Origin of the sequence: Aminobacter sp. Piv2-1 (assembly GCF_037625995.1) — a bacterium.
Classification (GTDB): domain Bacteria; phylum Pseudomonadota; class Alphaproteobacteria; order Rhizobiales; family Rhizobiaceae; genus Aminobacter.
This window is the reverse complement of the sequence record NZ_JARKMU010000003.1, coordinates 234155-252584: the sequence shown is the minus strand read 5'-3', so window position 1 is coordinate 252584 and position 18430 is coordinate 234155. Positions and strand designations below refer to the sequence as shown.

At 66.7% G+C, this 18430-nt stretch carries 19 protein-coding genes; 9 read left to right on the top strand and 10 right to left on the bottom strand.

Features of this window, described 5'->3' with window-relative positions; all coding sequences use genetic code 11:
• Positions 1-10: 10 nt before the first annotated feature.
• Positions 11-1144 carry an ornithine/lysine decarboxylase gene (gene odc2, locus AmiPiv_RS07400; RefSeq protein WP_340036696.1) on the bottom strand — a complete coding sequence of 378 codons (1134 nt, stop codon included), beginning with the start codon at positions 1142-1144 and terminating at the stop codon, positions 11-13.
• A gap of 549 nt (positions 1145-1693) precedes the next feature.
• On the opposite strand from odc2, the gene AmiPiv_RS07395 reads away from it, so the two are divergent.
• The 4 genes from AmiPiv_RS07395 to AmiPiv_RS07380 all read left to right on the top strand — a co-directional run bounded on the left by AmiPiv_RS07395 (position 1694) and on the right by AmiPiv_RS07380 (position 5585).
• Positions 1694-2902, top strand: a complete 1209-nt coding sequence (locus AmiPiv_RS07395) for an amidase (protein ID WP_340036695.1) — start codon at positions 1694-1696, stop codon at positions 2900-2902.
• 4 nt (positions 2903-2906) lie between these two features.
• Positions 2907-3824, top strand: coding sequence for a LysR family transcriptional regulator (locus AmiPiv_RS07390; protein WP_340036694.1), 918 nt, complete (start codon positions 2907-2909; stop codon positions 3822-3824).
• Positions 3825-3886: 62 nt separating this feature from the next.
• Positions 3887-4546: a DUF1007 family protein gene (locus tag AmiPiv_RS07385; protein WP_340036693.1), complete on the top strand. Its 660-nt coding sequence runs from the start codon at positions 3887-3889 to the stop codon at positions 4544-4546.
• A 4-nt stretch (positions 4547-4550) separates the two neighbouring features.
• Positions 4551-5585 (top strand): nickel/cobalt transporter, encoded by a 1035-nt coding sequence (locus AmiPiv_RS07380; protein ID WP_340036692.1) that lies wholly within the window; start codon positions 4551-4553, stop codon positions 5583-5585.
• A 129-nt stretch (positions 5586-5714) separates the two neighbouring features.
• Here AmiPiv_RS07380 and AmiPiv_RS07375 read toward each other — a convergent pair whose 3' ends face one another.
• Positions 5715-5972 (bottom strand): hypothetical protein, encoded by a 258-nt coding sequence (locus AmiPiv_RS07375; RefSeq protein WP_340036691.1) that lies wholly within the window; start codon positions 5970-5972, stop codon positions 5715-5717.
• Between the two features lie 41 nt (positions 5973-6013).
• The gene (locus AmiPiv_RS07370) at positions 6014-6436 is read right to left on the bottom strand and encodes a hypothetical protein (RefSeq protein ID WP_340036690.1); all 423 of its coding nucleotides are present in this window, start codon (positions 6434-6436) and stop codon (positions 6014-6016) included.
• 90 nt (positions 6437-6526) lie between these two features.
• On the opposite strand from AmiPiv_RS07370, the gene AmiPiv_RS07365 reads away from it, so the two are divergent.
• Positions 6527-7243: a response regulator transcription factor gene (locus AmiPiv_RS07365; RefSeq protein WP_340036689.1), complete on the top strand. Its 717-nt coding sequence runs from the start codon at positions 6527-6529 to the stop codon at positions 7241-7243.
• Entirely contained in the window at positions 7240-8670 is a 1431-nt protein-coding gene (locus AmiPiv_RS07360; protein ID WP_340036688.1) for an ATP-binding protein, read from the top strand. The genes AmiPiv_RS07365 and AmiPiv_RS07360 overlap by 4 nt, the downstream gene beginning before the upstream one ends.
• 1 nt (position 8671) lies before the next feature.
• On the opposite strand, the gene denD is transcribed toward AmiPiv_RS07360, so the two are convergent.
• From denD to AmiPiv_RS07345, 3 genes are all read right to left on the bottom strand, one after another.
• On the bottom strand, positions 8672-9640 hold the full coding sequence (gene denD, locus AmiPiv_RS07355; protein WP_340036687.1) for a D-erythronate dehydrogenase: 969 nt from the start codon (positions 9638-9640) through the stop codon (positions 8672-8674).
• A gap of 1 nt (position 9641) precedes the next feature.
• Positions 9642-9848 (bottom strand): hypothetical protein, encoded by a 207-nt coding sequence (locus AmiPiv_RS07350; protein WP_340036686.1) that lies wholly within the window; start codon positions 9846-9848, stop codon positions 9642-9644.
• 173 nt (positions 9849-10021) lie between these two features.
• Complete coding sequence (locus tag AmiPiv_RS07345) at positions 10022-10708, bottom strand: GNAT family N-acetyltransferase (protein ID WP_340036685.1); 687 nt, start codon at positions 10706-10708, stop codon at positions 10022-10024.
• Positions 10709-10791: 83 nt separating this feature from the next.
• On the opposite strand from AmiPiv_RS07345, the gene AmiPiv_RS07340 reads away from it, so the two are divergent.
• Positions 10792-11976: a pyridoxal phosphate-dependent aminotransferase gene (locus tag AmiPiv_RS07340; protein WP_340036684.1), complete on the top strand. Its 1185-nt coding sequence runs from the start codon at positions 10792-10794 to the stop codon at positions 11974-11976.
• A gap of 3 nt (positions 11977-11979) precedes the next feature.
• On the opposite strand, the gene AmiPiv_RS07335 is transcribed toward AmiPiv_RS07340, so the two are convergent.
• The 3 genes from AmiPiv_RS07335 to trhO form a co-directional block, all read right to left on the bottom strand.
• Positions 11980-12735, bottom strand: a complete 756-nt coding sequence (locus AmiPiv_RS07335; RefSeq protein WP_340036683.1) for an SDR family oxidoreductase — start codon at positions 12733-12735, stop codon at positions 11980-11982.
• Positions 12736-13015: 280 nt separating this feature from the next.
• Positions 13016-13777 carry a tellurite resistance TerB family protein gene (locus AmiPiv_RS07330; RefSeq protein WP_340036682.1) on the bottom strand — a complete coding sequence of 254 codons (762 nt, stop codon included), beginning with the start codon at positions 13775-13777 and terminating at the stop codon, positions 13016-13018.
• A 99-nt stretch (positions 13778-13876) separates the two neighbouring features.
• Complete coding sequence (gene trhO / locus AmiPiv_RS07325; protein ID WP_340036681.1) at positions 13877-14809, bottom strand: oxygen-dependent tRNA uridine(34) hydroxylase TrhO; 933 nt, start codon at positions 14807-14809, stop codon at positions 13877-13879.
• 172 nt (positions 14810-14981) lie between these two features.
• On the opposite strand from trhO, the gene AmiPiv_RS07320 reads away from it, so the two are divergent.
• Both AmiPiv_RS07320 and AmiPiv_RS07315 read left to right on the top strand, forming a co-directional pair.
• Complete coding sequence (locus AmiPiv_RS07320; RefSeq protein ID WP_340036680.1) at positions 14982-15851, top strand: N-acetylmuramidase domain-containing protein; 870 nt, start codon at positions 14982-14984, stop codon at positions 15849-15851.
• 102 nt (positions 15852-15953) lie between these two features.
• A complete protein-coding gene (locus AmiPiv_RS07315; RefSeq protein WP_340036679.1) occupies positions 15954-16592 on the top strand; it encodes a 2-dehydro-3-deoxy-phosphogluconate aldolase in 639 nt (212 codons plus the stop codon).
• A 109-nt stretch (positions 16593-16701) separates the two neighbouring features.
• Here the strand turns inward: AmiPiv_RS07315 and AmiPiv_RS07310 are convergent, their stop codons facing one another.
• The gene (locus tag AmiPiv_RS07310) at positions 16702-18399 is read right to left on the bottom strand and encodes a DUF882 domain-containing protein (protein WP_340036895.1); all 1698 of its coding nucleotides are present in this window, start codon (positions 18397-18399) and stop codon (positions 16702-16704) included.
• Positions 18400-18430 lie beyond the last annotated feature (31 nt).

Here is an 18430-nt window from a genome sequence, read left to right as displayed (position 1 = left end):
TTTCGAGCCGTCAGATCACGTAGGATCGGAGAGGCTCGAAGCCGTTGAAGGCGACCGCCGAGTAGGTGGTCGTGTAGGCGCCGGTGCCTTCAATCAGCACCTCGTCGCCGATGGTCAGCGACAGCGGCAGCGGATAGGGCGCCTTCTCGTACATGACGTCGGCCGAATCGCACGTCGGGCCGGCGAGTACGCACGGCGACTTTTCATCGCCATCTCGCGCGGTCACGATCGGGTAGCGGATCGCCTCGTCCATCGTCTCGGCGAGGCCGCCGAACTTGCCGATGTCGAGGAACACCCAGCGCACGTTGTCGTTGTCTGCCTTCTTGGAGATCAGCACGACTTCCGATTTGATGACGCCGGCGTTGCCGACCATGCCGCGGCCCGGCTCGATGATGGTCTCCGGAATGTTGTTGCCGAAGTGCTTGCTCAGGTAGTCGAAGATCGCCTGGCCGTAGGCCTGCGCCGCCGGCACATCCTTGAGGTAGCGCGTCGGGAAGCCGCCGCCCATGTTGACCAGCCCGAGCACGATGCCTTCCTCGGCAAGCTTCGCAAACACCATCTTGGCGTCGGCCAGCGCACGATCCCAGGCCGAAAGATCGGTCTGCTGGGAACCGACGTGGAACGAAACGCCATAGGCGCCAAGGCCGAGCGAATTGGCGTGGCGCAGGACGTCCACGGCCATCGCCGGGGCGCAGCCGAACTTGCGCGACAGCGGCCATTCGGCGCCCTCGCCGTCGGTCAGCACGCGGCAGAACACGCGGGCGCCGGGAGCGGCGCGCGCGATCTTCTCCACCTCTTCGACGCTGTCGACGGCAAACAGGCGGATGCCGAGTTCGAAGGCGCGCGCGATGTCGCGCTCCTTCTTGATCGTGTTACCGAAAGAGATGCGCTCGGCCGGCGCGCCGGCATCCATGGCCATCTCGATCTCGGCAACCGAGGCGGTGTCGAAGGACGAGCCCATCGCGGCGAGCAGGCGCAGGATTTCCGGCGCCGGGTTTGCCTTCACCGCGTAGTAGATCTTGGAATCGGGGAGAGCCTTCTCGAAGGCGCGATAGTTGTCGCGCACGACATCGAGGTCGACGACGAGGCAGGGGCCGGACGGACGTCGGGTGGCGAGGAAATCGAGGATACGCTGAGTGGCCATAGGTCTCTCCATTCGCGCGGGCTGTCCGCGCAGAATCATCAAGCTGCGGGACGGCCGTTCCCGGCCGCAGCATCCCGCGGTGGACAAAGACATGACCGCTATTTGATGGAACCAGCCTGTGGAGACCCTGGAACCATAAATGCGCTTCACGCGGCGATGAACCTAAGCCAGCCCGGCTTCGGTTCGCTTTGTCTGCCTTGGCTTGGAAATGGGAAGACCCGTTCCGCACTGCCGGCAATGAAGGTGTGCCTCTTCAGTAACCCCGGCTTTTGGACAGCCGGAAGAGAACCAGAAAGGCCCGCACCGTCGTTGCTTCAAGGTGTCCTCGATTCCGCGGTTGGCCGCCAAACCGACTGGAGGGGTTAGCTCCAGTTACCTTACCGATTTCCTCGCCATTCGAGGGATCGGCGGACACCCACAGGCACGTGCGACTTTGGGCAAGCGGGATATATGCACCTCGCCTGTCACAATCAATCGAAAATCAAACCCCGCCTTGAAAAAATCGGTTCATCGAACAATGTTGAGCAGATCGTACACAGGTCTCAAACAATGCTGGTGACGTCCGACCCCTTCAACGCCTTCCTGGATATTCCGCAAGTCACTGTTCCAAATAGGGAAAATGGAGTTCTGACGGGTCAGCGGCTGGCGGTGAAGGACATCTACGACGTCGCCGGGCTGGTGACCGGCTGCGGCAATCCCGGGATGGCGAAAAGCGGCCGTCCGGCGCAGCGGACCGCCCCGTCCGTGCAGGTGATTCTCGATGCCGGGGCGCGATTCGTCGGCAAGACCCAGACCGACGAACTGGCCTTCTCGCTGATGGGGCAGAACGCCCACTTTCCGCACCCGGTCAACCCCGCCGCGCCGAACCGCGTCACCGGCGGCTCCTCCTCGGGTTCGGCGGCTGCGGTTGCGGCAGGACTCGCCGACATCGCCGTCGGCTCCGACACCGGCGGCTCCATCCGGGCGCCGGCAAGTTTCTGCGGCCTGATCGGCCTGCGCACCACCCACGGCCTGATCTCGCTCGACGGCGCGATGAAGCTCGCGCCGAGCCTCGACTGCTTCGGCTGGTTCGCCAAGGACATCGACGCTTACGAAGCGGTGGCGAAGCTGCTCATCGGCGGCGACGCGCATGCGGGCGAGCTCGTCCGCCCGCTGCGGCTCGACATGCTCGACACGCTGCTGGCCGGCCCCGCCGAAGCCGTCGAATACGACCGCATGCGTGCGATGGCCGAGAGCGCAATCGGCAACGCCACGCCGGCAGCCGCGTTCGGCGCCTCCCTCGACGAGCTCTACTGGTGCTTCCGCAAGGTCCAGGCCTACGAGGCCTGGCGGGAGCACGGCGAATGGATTTCGTCGGCCGACCGCAAGCTCGGGCCCGGCGTCAAGGAGCGCTTCGAATACGGTGCCGCCCTCGACGCGGCGAGCTACGACGCCGAAACCGCAAGGCGCGATGCCTTCCGCGAGGAACTGGCCGCGCTCCTGGGCGACGACGGTTTCCTCGTCCTGCCCACGGTTCCGGGTGCCGCACCGCTGGCGGCCGGCTCGCATGACGAACTGCTCGCCTATCGCGAACGTGCGCTGAAGCTCTTGTGCCTGTCGGGCCTCTCGGGCTTTCCGCAGATCACGCTGCCCACCGGCATGGTCGACGCAGCCCCCTTCGGCCTGTCGCTGCTCGGCCCCGCCGGCAGCGACCTGGCGCTCATTTCGCTCGGACGCCGCGTGCTCGCGGCCGCCTCCGGCACATCCCCAAAGGACTGACAGCATGGACACGCTGACCCGCATGCGCGCCTTCATCGACGTGGTCGAGGCCGAGGGCTTTTCCGCCGCCGCCCGCAAGATCGGTCGCTCCAAGGCGCTGCTGTCCAAATATGTGCGCGAGCTCGAGGACGAGCTCGGTGCGCTGCTGCTCAACCGCACGACGCGCCAGTTCTCGCTGACCGAGGCGGGGCATACCTACTACCGGCGCGCCTCCGAGATCATCCGCGAGGTCGACAGCCTTGCCGACGACGTGCGCGAATCCTCGGGCGACGTGCGCGGCCGCATCAAGCTGTCGGCGCCGCGCACCTTCGCCGACGCGCCCATCGGCCACGCGCTGATCGACTTCGCCAAGGAACATCCCGACATCGTGCTCGAGATCCACCTCGACGACCGGTTCGTCGACCTGGTGGAGGAAGGCTTCGACATGGCCATCCGCATCTCGCGGCTGGAGAACTCCTCGCTGATCGCCCGCCGGCTCGCGCCTTTCAGCGTCAGGCTTTGCGCCTCTCCGGAGCTGATCGAGAAATACGGCATACCCCAGCGCCCGGCCGATCTCGCCAACGTGCCGTGCATCGTCGACACCAACGGCCGCTGGCTGTCCAACTGGCCCTTCAGCGGCGACACCGGCGACACCACGACCGTTTCGGTGAGCGGCCCCATGGAGGTCAACAGCCCGATGGCGGCGCGCGCCGCCGCGGTGGCGGGGCTCGGCTTCACCATATTGCCCGATTTCATCGCCGCCCCCGACATCGAGGCGGGGAGGCTGATTCCGGTGCTGGACGACCGCCGGCTGTCGGGCGGCGGCATCTTCGCCGTCTATCCCCATCGCCGCTACCTGCCGGCCAAGGTCCGCGTCTTCGTCGACTTCCTGGTGCAGTGGTTCAAGGTCCACCCCTGCGACAAGGCAAAGCATTCGGTGTGAAGATCCCACTTCCGCCTCGTTTCTGGTAAGTCTCGTCTTCGATCAACTTCCAGACCGGTGCAATGATTCTGAACATCCGAAGGACGCTGCTGGCAGCGGCAGCGCTACTCGTCACCACATTGCCCGCGAGCGTACATCCGCACGTCTTCGCCGAGGCGCGGCTCGACGTCGTGCTCAACCCGGACAACACGGTCAGGTCGCTGCGCCATCTCTGGCGCTTCGACGACCTGTTCTCGAGCACGGTGCTGATGGAGTTCGACAAGAACGCCGACCTCAAGCTGGACGACAGCGAGCTGGCCGAGGTGTCGAAGACCATTTTCGAGTCCATCGGCGAGTACAACTACTTCCAGGTCGTGACCCAGGACGGCAAGGACGTGCCGATGAAGCCGCCGGCCAACCTGATGGCCAATTTCGAGGAACAGCAGCTCATCATCCTGTTCGAGGCGGAACCGAAGGAGCCGCTGCAGCTCGTGGGCAAGCTCGACTTCGGCGTCTACGACCCGACCTTCTACACCGCGATGGACTTCACCGACGACGCCAACATGTCGGTCGCGAACCTGCCGGCGACCTGCACCCGCCAGGTGATCCGGCCCGATCCCGACGAGGCGATCGCCCAGAACCAGGCGAGCCTGACCGATGCCTTCTTCAACGATCCCGCCGGCACCGACATGAGCAAGATCTTCGCCACCAAGCTGGAACTGACCTGCCAGGCCAAGGGGTGATGCGGTGAGGAAGACGACGATCCGGCTGGTGTTCGCGCTGCTGGCGTTCACCTATGTGCTCACCCTCTTTGCCGGATATGCGCACGCCCAGAGCTCGCTCGGCATCGGCAACAACGAGGCCGTGGTGCCCTCGACCGGCATGTTCTCCGGCATGCTCAACTGGATCAATCTCCAGCAGCAGCAGTTCTACCGCTCCCTGACCGGCGCGCTGAAGGCAATGCGCGACGGCGGCGGCGGGGTGTGGGTGCTGGTCGGCCTGTCCTTCGGCTATGGCGTGTTCCACGCCGCCGGCCCGGGGCACGGCAAGGCGGTGATCTCGTCCTACATGCTCGCAAACGAGGTGGCGCTCCGGCGCGGCGTCATGCTGTCCTTCGTCTCGGCCTTCCTGCAGGGCGTCACCGCGGTCGTGATGATGACGCTGGTGTTCCTGGTCCTGCGCGGCACCTCGATCTCGATGACCAATGCGACCTGGTTCCTGGAAACGGCGAGCTATGCGCTGATCGCCGCGTTCGGCGCCTGGCTGCTGTGGCGCAAGCTGCGCCCTCTGCTGCGCGGCGCACAGCCGATGCACAGCCTGTCGGCTGCCCACGCGCGCGATCACCATGACCATGCGAACTGCGGCCATCACCACCACGACCATGACCACCACGGCGAAGGCGAGGTCTGCGCCACCTGCGGCCATTCGCATGCGCCCGACCCGAAACTGCTCGAGGGCAGGGAATTCGACTGGAAGGCGGCGTGGTCGGCGGTCGGGGCCGTGGGCATCCGGCCGTGCTCGGGCGCTCTGATCGTGCTCAGCTTCGCCTTCCTCAACGGCCTCTGGGCCGGCGGTGTCCTGTCGGTCTTCGCCATGGCGCTGGGCACTGCCATCACCGTCTCGGCACTTGCCGTGATGGCGGTGACGGCCAAGAACTGGGCCGTGGCTTTCGCCGGCGACGGCCGCGCCGGCAACCGCATCCACAACGCCATCGAGATCGGCGGGGCGGCACTGGTGATGCTGCTCGGGCTCGTGCTCCTGGCCGCCAGCCTCAAGGCCTGACACCTCGACCGACGAAACCGCCGGCGCGACGCCCGCCGGCAAGCCATTCGAACCGACGAAAAAGAAAATCCGCCCTGGAGTTGCGGCTGCCAGGGCGGAGTTTTGCCACGTACCGCGTGGCTCGGACTGTCACATCGTGGTGGTCTTCTTGGCGACCGGAGCAGCAGCCTTCTTGTGCTTCTTGTGGTGCTTGACCTTCTTGTGATGGGCAACCTTCTTGACCACCGGAGCGGTCGTGGCCGCGGTCGCGGTCGTGGACTGGCTGGCGGCCGGGGCAGCAGCCGTAGCACCCGCGGCGCTTGCCGAGCTGGCGGTCAGCACGGGTGCCGAAAAGGCCAGGGCAACGGCGAGGCCGAGGGCGGTCAGGAGAGGCTTGTTGGTGGTCATGTCCGGTTTCCTTTGCATGAGGGGCTATGTGAGCTCGCCGGTCAAGGTTCGATCGGCTGCACTCCAAGCATCTTCAGCGCTGTCGCATAGGCGCGGATGCCCTGGGCCTGCTGCTTGCCGGCACAGAATTTCACCGCCTTTTTCTGAAGAGCCTTTGCCTCGGCGGCCCGTTTCGCCTTGGCATGTTGGGTAATTTCGTCAGCGTATTGCTGCTGCAGCCTGTTGCAGCGATCGGCACGGGTGATCGTGCCTGTCGTCTGCGTCGAAGCATCGGCCGCGCCAAGCGAAAGCGCCGCGAGCAGTACGATCATCGAACTGGTCACAAGTTTCCGCATGTCGGTTCCGATGCCCTCGATCACTGAAGCAGTGGGGCTATTGTCGCGGAGACGCTTGTCGCCTGCTTTTCCGGTTTGCAGAGTTTTGTTTCTGGCTTGTAACAGCGGCCTCCCCAGCCTCGCCGCCACCTGAAAATTGCTGCCAGCGGCTGGTCCGCGGCCTTATTTTGACAAGGTCTGGGCGCGATCTCGATTCGACGAGCCTTTGGATAATCTGCCTTGAAAGCCGAAATTCACATTCTGATCGTCGACGACGACAAGGAAATCCGCGACCTGCTGCAGGAATTCTTCCAGAGGCACGGCATGCGGGTGTCGACCGCACGCGACGAGGACGAGATGCAGGCCGAGCTGCGCCGCGCGCCGGTCGACCTCATCATCCTCGACATCATGCTGCCGGGAAAAAGCGGCCTCGACATCTGCCGCGACCTGCGTACCCATTCCAAGATACCGATCATCATGCTGACGGCGGTGACCGAGACGATCGACCGGGTCGTCGGGCTCGAGATGGGGGCGGACGACTATGTGCCCAAGCCCTTCGACCCGCGGGAACTCCTGGCCCGCGCCCGCGCAGTGCTGCGCCGCCCCAGCGCCGGCGGCGCAGCGCACCGCGCGGTTCCGCAGCTGTTCAAATTCGCCGGCTGGGTCCTCGACGCCCCGCGCCGCAGGCTGATGCGGCCAGACGACGTCCGCGTCGAGTTGACCACCGCGGAGTTCAACCTGCTGCACACGCTGGTCCGCAGCTCGCAACGCGTGCTCAGCCGCGAACAGCTGGTCGAACTGTCCAACCAGAACGGGGACTACAGCTACGACCGCAGCGTCGACATCCTGGTGAGCAGGCTGCGCCGCAAGATGGAGGACAATCCGCGTTCGCCCAAGCTGGTGCTGACCGTGCGCGGGGGCGGCTATCAGTTCGTCCCCGAGGTGGTCGCCGAATGAGAAGGATGCTGCCGAGCTCCCTGCCGGCCTGGGTGCTCCTGATCGTCATTGCCGGGCTGCTCGCCATCCAGGTTTCGACACTCTCCATCGCGGCGCGCGAGCGCATCGCCTCCAACAACGTGCTCGACCTGCTGCGCCTCAACGACAGGGCCCTGTCGCTCACCAAGCTGATGTATGCGGAAAACCCGGCAGGCCGCGCCCGCATCGCAGCCGGCCTTTCGGTTCCGCCGCATGTACTGACGACGACCGACACCCCCGCCATCACCTCGTCCATTCCCGTGGACGATGAAATGGCCGAGCTGGAGGACATCATGGTCGGCCGGCTTGCCAAATATGGCGTGGAGGAAGCTCGCCTGCGGCGTGAAACCGCACACGGCAACCCCGTCAAACAGTCGGCCGAGCCGAGTTCGGACATGGGCAGCGTCGAACGCGAACTCGTGGACTGGTCGACCGACTTCACCACCGCCGACACCTTCGTCGCCTCGATCGAGTTCAAGGACGGCCAGTGGCTCAACTTCACCATGAAGGCGACGCCGGTCAGCCCCGTTCTCGACGTTGGCAGCCTGCCCCTGTTCGGCTCGGCCGCGGCCCTCGTGGTGCTCTTGTCGATCTGGGCGCTACGCCGGCTGACCGCCCCCTATCGGGCGCTCGAAAGCGCCGTCCACCGGATCGGCGAAGACGTCAAAAGCCCGCCTTTGCCGGAGCGAGGCAGCAGCGAGTACAAATCCGCCGCTCGGGCGGTGAACACCATGCAGGGGCGACTGCGCGAATATGTCGAGGATCGAGAACTACTCGCGGCCGCGCTTGCCCACGACCTCAGGACGCCGCTGACCCGCATCCGGCTGCGCCTCGAACTGCTGCGCAACTCTCCGCTGCGCACCTCGCTGATGCAGAACCTCGCGGATATCGAGGCGATCTCGTCTTCGGTGCTCGACTTCGCCACCTACGAGGCAAAGCGCGAAGCTTCGGAGCGCATCGATTTCTGGTCGCTGGTAGATTCCATCGCAGACGCCAATCCGCACGTCAGCTTCGAAGGCGCTCGCAAGCACGCGCGCGGGCTCATCTGCATGGGCGATACGGTCGCCCTGCGCCGCTGCATCACCAATCTGGTCGACAACGCCGTCAAATATGGTGGCAAGGCGAAGCTCACGCTTGCTCATGACGACAGCCGCATCCTGCTTGCCATCGACGACGACGGCCCAGGCATTCCCGAAGCGCAACTGCAAACGATCTTCCGCCCCTTCACCCGCATCGAAGCCTCTCGCAACCGCCAGACCGGCGGTTTCGGATTGGGCCTGACCATCGCCCGCAACATCGCGCGGCGTTTCGGCGGCGACGTAATCCTAGAGAACAGGGCCGGCGGCGGCCTGACTGCCAGGCTGACCGTGCCGGTGGTGGCGGCTCCGCAACAGAAGGCGGCGGAATGACCTACACCCCGGCGAGTTCATCCTCGATGTGGGCCCGGATGATGTCGTCGAAGCTCTGCTCCGCCCGGAAACCGAGCGCATGCGCGCGCTCGGCCGCAAAGCGCGTCGGCCAGTTCTTCACGATCGCCCAGACCGCCTCGTCGGGAACCTCGCGGATCAGTCGCTGCGCCCCCTCGCCCGCGACGCGGCGCAGCGCCTCGATCTGCTCGCCGACGGTCACGGCGACGCCGGGCATGGTGAGGTTGCGGCGCGGGCCGACGAGGCCGCCGTCGATGCCGGCGGCATGAACGAGGAAGCCGACCGCCGAACGCGGGCTGGCATGGGTGTGCAGCACCGAGCGCGGCACCGGCAGCAGCGCCTCCTGCCCGGCGAGCGGCTCGCGGATGATGCCGGAGAAGAAGCTCGACGCCGCCTTGTTGGGCTTGCCCGGGCGGACGCAGATGGTCGGCAGGCGGATGCCGATGCCGTCGAAGAAGCCACGACGGGTGTAGTCGGCAAGCAAGGCCTCGCCGATCAGCTTCTGCGTGCCGTAGGAGGTCAGCGGCGTCGGGTGGAAGTCGTCCGGGATGGTTTCCGGGAAAGGCGCTCCGAAGACGGCGATGGACGAGGTGAAGACGACGCGCGGCGCATGCGCGGCGAGCCGCAGCGCATCGAACAGGGCGCGGGTGCCGTCGAGGTTGACGCGATAGCCGAGGTCGAAATTGGCTTCCGCCTCGCCGGACACGACGCCGGCCAGGTGAAAGACGATGTCAGGCCGCTCGGCGGCCAGCGCTTCGGCCGCGCCGGCTGCCGCGAGGTCGCCGGTGAGCGTCCGCACGGCGGCGCCGTCGATGGAGGGAGCAGGCGCCGGCACGATGTCGTGCAGGTCGAGCGCAGTGATCCGCCGGCCGGCGAGCATGCCGTCGGCGGCGAGGCGAGCGGTGAGCTTGCAGCCGATCATGCCGGCCGCGCCGGTGATCAGCACGCGCATCTCAGTTGCCCCTATTGCGCTGGGCGCGGCCCCGCAGCCAGAAGACGCCGAAGAAGGCCAGCACGAAAAACACCGCGATCGCCCCGGCCGCGACGGTCGAATAGTCGCCGACGGCGAGCATGATCTTGGGCATCAGGAATGCCACCACGCCGAAGGCGATCATGATCCAGAGGGCGGCGATGGCCGCGTTGCGGTTATTCCTGTCCATGGACGACGGTCCTGTGCGTTGCCTCGCGAAGCCGTGCCGGCTCCGACATTCCTTCTCAGCCCCGGCGCTGGACCCGAGCCTGCGTTGCATGCGGGATGCCACGCCACTTGGCAAGCCTCGGCATCGCCTTGCAACCAGGAGAAACGGCACTTGAGGCAGCATGCCGCGCCTCCTCAGGCGCCGAGTTCGGCGCGGAAATCCTCGAGCCGGCGCTTCTGCCGGCCCGCCGCATCGAAGTTCGCCGGATCGAGCCAGGCGTCGTAGGCGCGCTTCAGCGCCGGCCATTCCTTGTCGATGATGGAATACCAGGCGGTGTCGCGGTTCTCGCCCTTGACGATCATGTGCTGGCGGAAGATGCCCTCGAAGTTGAAGCCGAAGCGTTCGGCGGCGCGCTTGGACGGCTCGTTGCGGTCGTTGCATTTCCACTCGTAGCGGCGGTAGCCGAGCTCGTCGAAGATGTAGCGCGCGAACAGATATTGCGCCTCCGTCGCCGCCGGCCGCCGGGCGACGAGGTCGCTCCAGTAGATGTTGCCGATCTCGATGACGCCGTAGGCCGGGTCGATGCGCATCAGGGTCTGCCGTCCAGCGATCCTGCCGCTCGCCTTGTCGACGACCACGAAGAACAGCGGGTCCTCGCTCGCCGCCGACTTGTCCAGCCACGGCTGGAAGGCCGCGCGGTCGCCGGGCTTGGTGTCGAACAGCCAGCGGAAGCGGCCCTCGGCGTCCTCGGCGGTCGCCATCGCAAAGAGGCCGTCGGCGTGCTTCGCCGGGTCGAGCGGCTCGAGCCGGACGTAGCGCCCGTCGAGAACGACGCGTTCCGGGCGCGGCCGCGGTTTCCACTCCTCAAGGTTATCGGGCAAGATAATCTCCAAACTGTTTGACAGGGCCGGCCTCACTCTCCCAAAAATCGAACCAGGACGAAAGAACCAGACGGATAGCCGGAATGCTCCAAACCATTGCCGCCTTCGACCGCCTCGGCGAGGAGAACGCCTTTGCCGTGCTGGCCCGCGCCACGGCGCTGCTGCACGAAGGGCGCGACATCGTCAATCTCGGCATCGGCCAGCCGGATTTCCGCACGCCCGAGCACATCGTCGAGGCCGCGGTCAGGGCGCTGCGCGACGGCCACCATGGCTACACGCCGGCCAACGGCCTTTTGGCGACGCGCGAGGCGGTGGCGCGGCGCACGCTCACCACCACGGGCGTCGAGGTTTCGCCCGAGAGCGTGATGATCATGCCCGGCGGCAAGCCGACCATGTTCGCCGCGATCCTGATGTTCGGCGAACCCGGCGCCGAGATCCTCTACCCCGACCCCGGCTTCCCGATCTATCGCTCGATGATCGAGTTCACGGGCGCGACGCCGGTGCCGGTGCCGATCCGCGAGGCCAACGGCTTCGCCTTCTCGGCCGAGGAGACCCTGTCGCTGATCACGCCGAAGACGCGGCTTCTCATCCTCAACTCGCCGGCCAATCCGACCGGCGGGGTGACGCCGCGCATCGAGATCGCCAAGCTGGTCAAGGGCCTGGAAGCCCACCCGCATGTCGCGATCCTGTCGGACGAGATCTACGACGTCATGACCTATGACGGCGAAAGCCATGCGTCGCTGCTCGGCTTCCCGGAAATCCGCGACCGGCTGATCATCCTCAACGGCTGGTCCAAGACCTGGGCGATGACCGGCTGGCGCATGGGCTGGTCGATCTGGCCGAACGGGCGCGAGGGCGGCCACCTCTACGACAAGGTGCGCAAGCTCGCCGTCAACTGCTGGTCCTGCGTCAACGCGCCGAGCCAGTATGCCGGCATTGCGGCCATCGACGGCCCGCAGGACGACGTCGACAGGATGATGCGCGCCTTCGACAATCGCCGGAAGATCGTGGTCGAGGGGCTGAACGCCATTCCCGGCATTTCCTGCGTGACGCCCAAGGGTGCCTTCTACGCCTTCCCCAACGTCTCGAAGACCGGCTGGAAGGCCAAGAAGCTGGCCTCGGCGCTGCTCGAGGAAGCGGGCGTGGCGCTGATCGGCGGTCCCGACTTCGGCATCCTCGGCGAAGGCTACATCAGGCTGTCCTACGCCAATTCGGAGGAGAACATCCTGCGCGCGCTGGAGCGGATCGAAGCGTTCCTGGCGAAATGAGGATTACCCGCGCCCGACATAGGGCATCTTGGTGGCCATCACGGTCATGAACAGCACGTTGGTGTCGAGCGGCAGGCCGGCCATGTAGACCACCGCCTCGGCGACGCGGTCGACGTCCATCACCGCCTCGGCCGCGATCGAGCCGTCGGCCTGCTGGACGCCGACGGTCATCGGCATGGCCATTTCGGTCAGCGCATTGCCGATGTCGATCTGGCCGCAGGCGATGTCGAAGGGGCGGCCGTCGAGCGCGATCGTCTTGGTGAGCCCGGTGATCGCATGCTTGGTGGTGGTGTAGGGCACCGAGCCGGGGCGCGGCGCATGCGCCGACACCGAGCCGTTGTTGATGATGCGGCCACCCATCGGCTCCTGCCGGCGCATGGCGGCGAAGGCGGCGCGGGCGCACAGGAACGAGCCGGTCAGGTTGACCGCCACGACGTCATTCCAGGCCTCGACCGGGATCTCGTCGATGGTGCTCGCCTTGTAGCCCATGCCGGCATTGTTGAAGAGCAGGTCGACGCGGCCGAAGGCCTCGGTGATGGTCTCGAACATGTCGTCGACCTGGTCGGCCCTGGTGACGTCGCAGACCACGGCGAGCGCCCTGGCGTCGGTCTTGCCGGCCTCGGCGATCGCATCGTCGAGCGCGCTCTTGCTGCGGCCGCAGAACACCGTGTTCCATCCGTCCTTCAGCAGGGCCGTGGCCACCGCCTTGCCGATGCCCTTGCCCGCGCCGGTGACGACTGCAACCTTCTTGCTCGCCATGATGAAGCTCCTCCCCTGCAATGACCGATCGCCAGCGGCGGATCATTCATGGTGCCCAATATTCTAGCGCAACGGTTGAAGCAAACCAGTTGGCGCGATGACGTTCGGCTGCTCCAGATACACAAAAAGGGCGGTCATTGGCGACCGCCCAGTTTTCCGTCGAACCGTGCTTGGGAGGAGGAGAGCCGATCCGAGTAGGAAAAGGATGCGCCTGCTCGGTTAACAAATCCTTAACGCGAAAAACCGCATCCGAAGGGTCTCGTCGCTCCCCGGCGCTGCATCACCAGCGCGGGTTGACCTGCGGATTGGCGCTGGGCGCGGCCAGCTCGGACACGGGTACCTTCACGCTGGCAACGGTCGCCTCGACATGGTCGACCAGCGCGTCCGGCAGCTTGAGCCGGCCGGCGAGCAGGTCGAGATAACCGCGCTCGGCGCGGGTGTCGGGATCGATGGCCAGGCGCGAGGCGGTGTAGAGCTCGAGCTTCTGGGCATCGGTCTGCGCGGCGTCCACGATGGCGTCGAGATCGAGCGGCGCATCGAGTTCGGCCATCAGGAACTGCTCCGCCTCCGAACCGATGCCGGACAGGCTGAGCTTGTCGCCGATCTTCTTGCGCTCGCCGTCGTCGATATGGCCGTCGGCCTTGGCCGCGGCGATCATCGCGCGGATCAGCGTCAGCGCGAACTCGGTCTCGCCCTGCGGCGCCTGCGAGGGATGGAAGGAATTGTCGGCCGGCGGCGGCAACAGCTGCGGCTCGGCATCGGGCGCGGCCGCCGTCTGCTCGGGCGCGTTGCCCGCCTTGTAGTTCTGGTAGGCCTTGTAGGCGAGGCCGCCGATCGCCGCCAGGCCGCCGATCTTCAGGGCAGAGCCCGTGACCTTGCGGCCGGCGCCGGTTCCCAGGAGCACCGCCACCAGCGCGCCCGCCGCGAGCGGATTGTCCTTGGCGAGCTGTGTCGCCTGCCCGGCCTTTTCGCGCACGGTAGATTGCGTCCCCGGGATCTTGGAGCCGAGGAGATCGTCAAGCAGCTTCTTGGGGTCGAGCATGGATGCCTCCGGTTGTAACTGTCGCGTTGAGGTAGGCGGACGATCGCGACAATACAATGACGCTCGCCAAATTTGGCAAGATCATGCGGGACGCGACAATCAACTGCCGATGTGGCGTCCGGACCCGCGCTCCTCGGCCAGTTCTACTTGGCGATGACGCTCGGCGTAGCGGGCGCGGTCCTCGTCGCTGCGCAGCTCGTGGCAATGCGGGCAGGAGACGCCCGCCTGGTATTTGGGCGACAGCCGCTCCTCGGGCATGAGCGGATGGCGGCAGGCGCGGCAAAGCTCGGCCTCGCCCTCGGCCAGGCCGTGGACGACCGAAACGCGCTCGTCGAAGACGAAGCACTCGCCGGCCCACAGGCTCTCCTCGGCCGGCACCTCCTCCAGATATCTGAGGATGCCGCCCTTGAGGTGGAACACCTCGTCGATGCCGATCGACTTCACATAGGCCGTCGCCTTCTCGCAGCGGATGCCGCCGGTGCAGAACATCGCTACCTTCTTGCCCTCGAGTTCGCCTCGATGTGCCTCGACCCAGGCAGGGAAGTCGCGGAAGCTCCTGGTCTGCGGGTCGACGGCACCGGCGAAGGTGCCGATCGCCACCTCGTAGTCGTTGCGCGTGTCGACGACCAAGGTGTCGGGGTCGGAGATCAGCGCGTTCCACGCGGACGGCTCGACATAGGCGCCGACGCTCCTGAGCGGGTCGATATCCTCGACGCCCATGGTGACGATCTCGCGCTTGAGCCGCACCTTCATGCGGTGGAACGGCATTTCGGCGGCGCTGCCGTATTTGACTTCGAGGCCGGCGAATTCCGGGGTCGCCTCGAGATGCGACAGCAGCGCGGCGATCGCCTCATCGGTGCCGGCGACCGTGCCGTTGATGCCTTCGGAGGCGAGCAGCAGCGTGCCCTTGATGCCCTGCGCGCAGCAGAAGGCGGCGAGCGGCTGGCGCAGCTCCTCGAAGCGCTCCAGCCGGCAGAAGCGGTAGAGGGCTGCGACGCGGAAGCCGGACGCGGGTGTGGATAAATCTTTCATGCCTGTGCCCCTAGCGCCTCGACCTCGCTTTTTCAATGCGGGCCGGAATGCTGCGATTGCAGAGGGTTGCCGAGTCGCGCCATGTGTCGCGGCTGACGGAATGCAAAAATACCTTTCAACGCCCCTGTCGGGCCGGGTGACAATTGCGCCGACAAACGGAGTCCGAGACGGAATGTTCAGCAGGGAAACGGCGGCGGAAATCGACAAGGCGGCAAGGGAGTTCGGGATCGAGGGCGCGGCACTGCTGGCCATCGCCGAGATCGAGAGCGGCGGGCAGGTCTTCGCCAGGATCGACGGACGCAAGGAACCCCTGATCCGCTTCGAAGGGCACTATTTCGACCGCCGGCTTTCGGGGGAACGGCAGGCGCGGGCGCGGGCCGCCGGCCTTGCCTCGCCCACGGCCGGCGAAGTCGCCAATCCGCGCGGCCAGGCGGCGCGCTGGCAGATGGTCGAACGGGCGGCGGCCATCGATCGCCGTGCCGCCTATGAATCGACCTCCTGGGGGCTTGGCCAGGTGATGGGCGCACATTGGCAATGGCTCGGCTTCGGCGACGTCGACGGCCTCGTCACGGAGGCCCGTTCCGGGGCCGCCGGCCAGGCGCGGCTGATGGCGCGCTACATCGACAAGGCCGGCCTGACCGAGGCGCTCAACCGGCACGACTGGGAGGCCGTGGGGCACGGCTACAACGGCCCGGGCTTCCGCAAGAACGGCTACCACATCAAGCTGGCCGAGGCCTACCAGCGGCAGGTCGACGGCCCGGCGCATGGCGAAGAGACTATGAAGACAGGCTCGCGCGGCGAACCGGTGGCCGAGTTGCAGGAAGCGCTGCTCGCGCTTGGCTACCCGGTCGACACCGACGGCATCTACGGACCCGGCACGGCCGCGGCGGTGAAGCGGTTCCAGGAGGCCCGCGGCCTGGCAGTCGACGGCATAGCTGGCCCGCAGACCCTGGCTGCGATTTTGAAGCAGCCGCCGGCACCGATGCGCGGGTTCTGGGATACAGTCAGGTCTTGGTTCGGCGGGACCTTCCGGCGACCATAGCGGCCGGCCGGCGGACCGCATCACCATGTCGCTGCCGCGCTTCGTGGACTTGCCGGTCGCGGTCTGTTAAATCGGTTGAAAAATCCAGGAAAGGTGCCCGCCATGACCAGCAAGACCCAGAAACTGCTTTCGCTGCTGGATGGCCAGCCGGTCATTCCGGTGCTGAAGATCGAGCGCGCCGCCGATGCCGTGCCGCTCGCCCGCGCCCTCGCCCGTGGCGGCCTCAGGGCCATCGAGATCACGCTCCGCACGGAAGAGGCGCTCGAGGCCATCCGCCGCGTCGCGGGCGAAGTCGAGGACTCCATCGTCGGCGCCGGGACCATCCTCAACGCGCGCCAGTTCGAACAGGCCGAGGCGGCCGGCTCGAGGTTCATCGTCAGCCCCGGCCTGACGCGCGAGCTGGTGGACGCAGGCGCGGCAAGCCAGGTGCCGCTGCTGCCCGGCACCATCACGCCCGGCGAGATCATGGGCGCGCTGGAGGCAGGCCTCGACTTCCTCAAGTTCTTCCCGGCCGAGCAGGCCGGCGGCGCGGCCTTCCTCAAGGCGCTCGCCTCGCCGATCGCCGGCGTCAAGTTCTGCCCGACCGGCGGCATCTCGGCCAAGAACGCCGGCGACTACCTCGCCCTGCCCAACGTCGTCTGCATCGGCGGCTCGTGGGTGGCCCCCGACGAGATGGTCAAGGCCGGCGACTGGGCCGGCATCGAGGCGCTGGCGGCCGAGGCCAACAAGCTGCGCCGGTGAGGCCCAGTCGGCCGAAGCTTCGGCATTGAATGCAAGAAGCCCCGGGAAACGAGCGTTTCCCGGGGCTTTTTCGTCAGGGACCATCACCGCCTGAGGCGGCGCGTCCCGATCAGTTGTTCTGGAAGCGCGCCACCGACAGGAACTTCACGGCGCTGCCGGAGAAGCGGTTGGCCTCCGCCATCTGGTTCTCCTGCTGGAAGCCGGCCGTATAGACCTCCTTCGGCGCGGTGCGGACCATGTTGTAGGCGAAGCCCGGGGCCTTGGTGTTGGTGGTCACCGTGACCACCTGCTCGCTGCTGCGGAGCGCCCAGCGGGCGGCGTCGGGAGCGGCGGCCACGACCACCGTCTTGGGATCGCGCTTGGCTTCCGCAGCCATCGGCCGCGAGGACTTGCGGGTGGTCTTCACCCCCGCCGCAGCCGTCTCGGACACCGCCGCCAGGGCTTGCGCCGCAGGCTTCGGCGCGGCAACGACCGCACCTTGCGGCTCGTCGAACACCGAGCGCGGCTCGCTCAACGATGCAACCGCGAACTCGGCCTCGTCCTCGGCGGGGATGTCGTCGGCAGCGGCAAGCGCTGCCTCGACGGTCATCGCGCCCGGACGGGCCGAAGGCAGCGGCACGTCGCTGACGACTGCCGGCTGATCGTCGCTGGCGAGGGCCATGAGCATTTCGCCTTCCGGCTTCAGTTCGGCCGGCGGCGTGTATTTGGGCCGCCAGGTCGGCAGCGGCACGTCGGCGGCGATCTGCTCTTCGGCCGAGCCGGCGAGTTCGCCTGCATTCAAGGGCGCGGATGCGTTGCCGAACGGCACGTTCTGCGCCGTCGCCATGCCGACTTCGCCCTGCGGCCGCGGAGCGGCACCCGGCAGCGGCACGCTGCGCGCCGGCAGCGAGGCCAGGATGGTCTCCGGAGCCTCGTCGGCCGCCGGCGTCTCCTCGGCCATCTGCGGCAGGTCGGCACGGCGGGCATTCTCCGGCGCGACGATCTGGATATCGGACCTGGCCTTTGCCGACGCCGAAGCGACCTGCCGGGCAGGCGCCGCAGGCTTGGCGACTGCAGCGACTTCGGTTTCTCCGGTATCCTCTTCCTCGTCGGCACCGCCGCCGCCGAACAGCGCGGCCAACAGACCGCCGCTCCGCGACGATGAGGACGACGAGGACGACACGGCGGCGAGCGCCAGATTGCCGCTCTGCTTGCGCGACTGGTAGGAGGCCAGCGCCTGCTCGAAGCCAGGCAGCGGCTTGCCGTCGGAAGGCACGTGCAGCGTCTTGCCGTTCGGGAAGACGGCGACCAGTTCCTTGCGGCTCATGCGCGGCCAGTGGCGCACATTGCCGACGTCCATGTGGACGAAGGGCGAGCCGGAACGCGGATAGTAGCCGACGCCGCCGGCCTGGATGCGCAGGCCTGCCTCGCGCAGCTTCTTGAGCGGCACGCCGGGGATGAAGAAGTCCATCGCCTTGCCCAGCATGTGCTGGCTCTTCTCGGCGACGCCCTTGGAGCGGCTGCGCAGCATCGAATTGGTCGCCGGCGAGCGATAGGCCGAGACGACGTTGACATAGCCCGTGGCGCCGGTGGCGCGGTAGGCTTCCCACACCACGTCGAACAGCCGCGGGTCCATCCTGGTGGGCTCGTTGCGGCGCCAGTCACGCAGGAACTGGTTCAGCTGCTTGAGCCCGGCAGGATCGAACTTGCCGTTGCGCTTGTAGGTGATCTCGGCTTTTTCGCCGGTGTGGATGTAATAGAGCTTGAGCGTCCGCACTTCGGCGGCTGCTGGTGCCTGAGAAGCTGCCATGAAACCGACGGCGAGCATCGCGGCCGAGAGCCACTTACGCCAGACATTC

What these genes read in the sequence shown, in the direction of transcription:
- AmiPiv_RS07310 (WP_340036895.1), bottom strand. Translation starts at nt 18,399, where the DNA reads ATGCTCGCCGTCGGTTTCATGGCAGCTTCTCAGGCACCAGCAGCCGCC.
- AmiPiv_RS07395 (WP_340036695.1), top strand. Translation starts at nt 1,694, where the DNA reads ATGCTGGTGACGTCCGACCCCTTCAACGCCTTCCTGGATATTCCGCAA.
- AmiPiv_RS07320 (WP_340036680.1), top strand. Translation starts at nt 14,982, where the DNA reads ATGTTCAGCAGGGAAACGGCGGCGGAAATCGACAAGGCGGCAAGGGAG.
- AmiPiv_RS07315 (WP_340036679.1), top strand. Translation starts at nt 15,954, where the DNA reads ATGACCAGCAAGACCCAGAAACTGCTTTCGCTGCTGGATGGCCAGCCG.
- AmiPiv_RS07350 (WP_340036686.1), bottom strand. Translation starts at nt 9,848, where the DNA reads ATGGACAGGAATAACCGCAACGCGGCCATCGCCGCCCTCTGGATCATG.
- AmiPiv_RS07390 (WP_340036694.1), top strand. Translation starts at nt 2,907, where the DNA reads ATGGACACGCTGACCCGCATGCGCGCCTTCATCGACGTGGTCGAGGCC.
- AmiPiv_RS07375 (WP_340036691.1), bottom strand. Translation starts at nt 5,972, where the DNA reads ATGACCACCAACAAGCCTCTCCTGACCGCCCTCGGCCTCGCCGTTGCC.
- trhO (WP_340036681.1), bottom strand. Translation starts at nt 14,809, where the DNA reads ATGAAAGATTTATCCACACCCGCGTCCGGCTTCCGCGTCGCAGCCCTC.
- AmiPiv_RS07385 (WP_340036693.1), top strand. Translation starts at nt 3,887, where the DNA reads ATGATTCTGAACATCCGAAGGACGCTGCTGGCAGCGGCAGCGCTACTC.
- AmiPiv_RS07335 (WP_340036683.1), bottom strand. Translation starts at nt 12,735, where the DNA reads ATGGCGAGCAAGAAGGTTGCAGTCGTCACCGGCGCGGGCAAGGGCATC.
- AmiPiv_RS07330 (WP_340036682.1), bottom strand. Translation starts at nt 13,777, where the DNA reads ATGCTCGACCCCAAGAAGCTGCTTGACGATCTCCTCGGCTCCAAGATC.
- odc2 (WP_340036696.1), bottom strand. Translation starts at nt 1,144, where the DNA reads ATGGCCACTCAGCGTATCCTCGATTTCCTCGCCACCCGACGTCCGTCC.
- denD (WP_340036687.1), bottom strand. Translation starts at nt 9,640, where the DNA reads ATGCGCGTGCTGATCACCGGCGCGGCCGGCATGATCGGCTGCAAGCTC.
- AmiPiv_RS07360 (WP_340036688.1), top strand. Translation starts at nt 7,240, where the DNA reads ATGAGAAGGATGCTGCCGAGCTCCCTGCCGGCCTGGGTGCTCCTGATC.
- AmiPiv_RS07340 (WP_340036684.1), top strand. Translation starts at nt 10,792, where the DNA reads ATGCTCCAAACCATTGCCGCCTTCGACCGCCTCGGCGAGGAGAACGCC.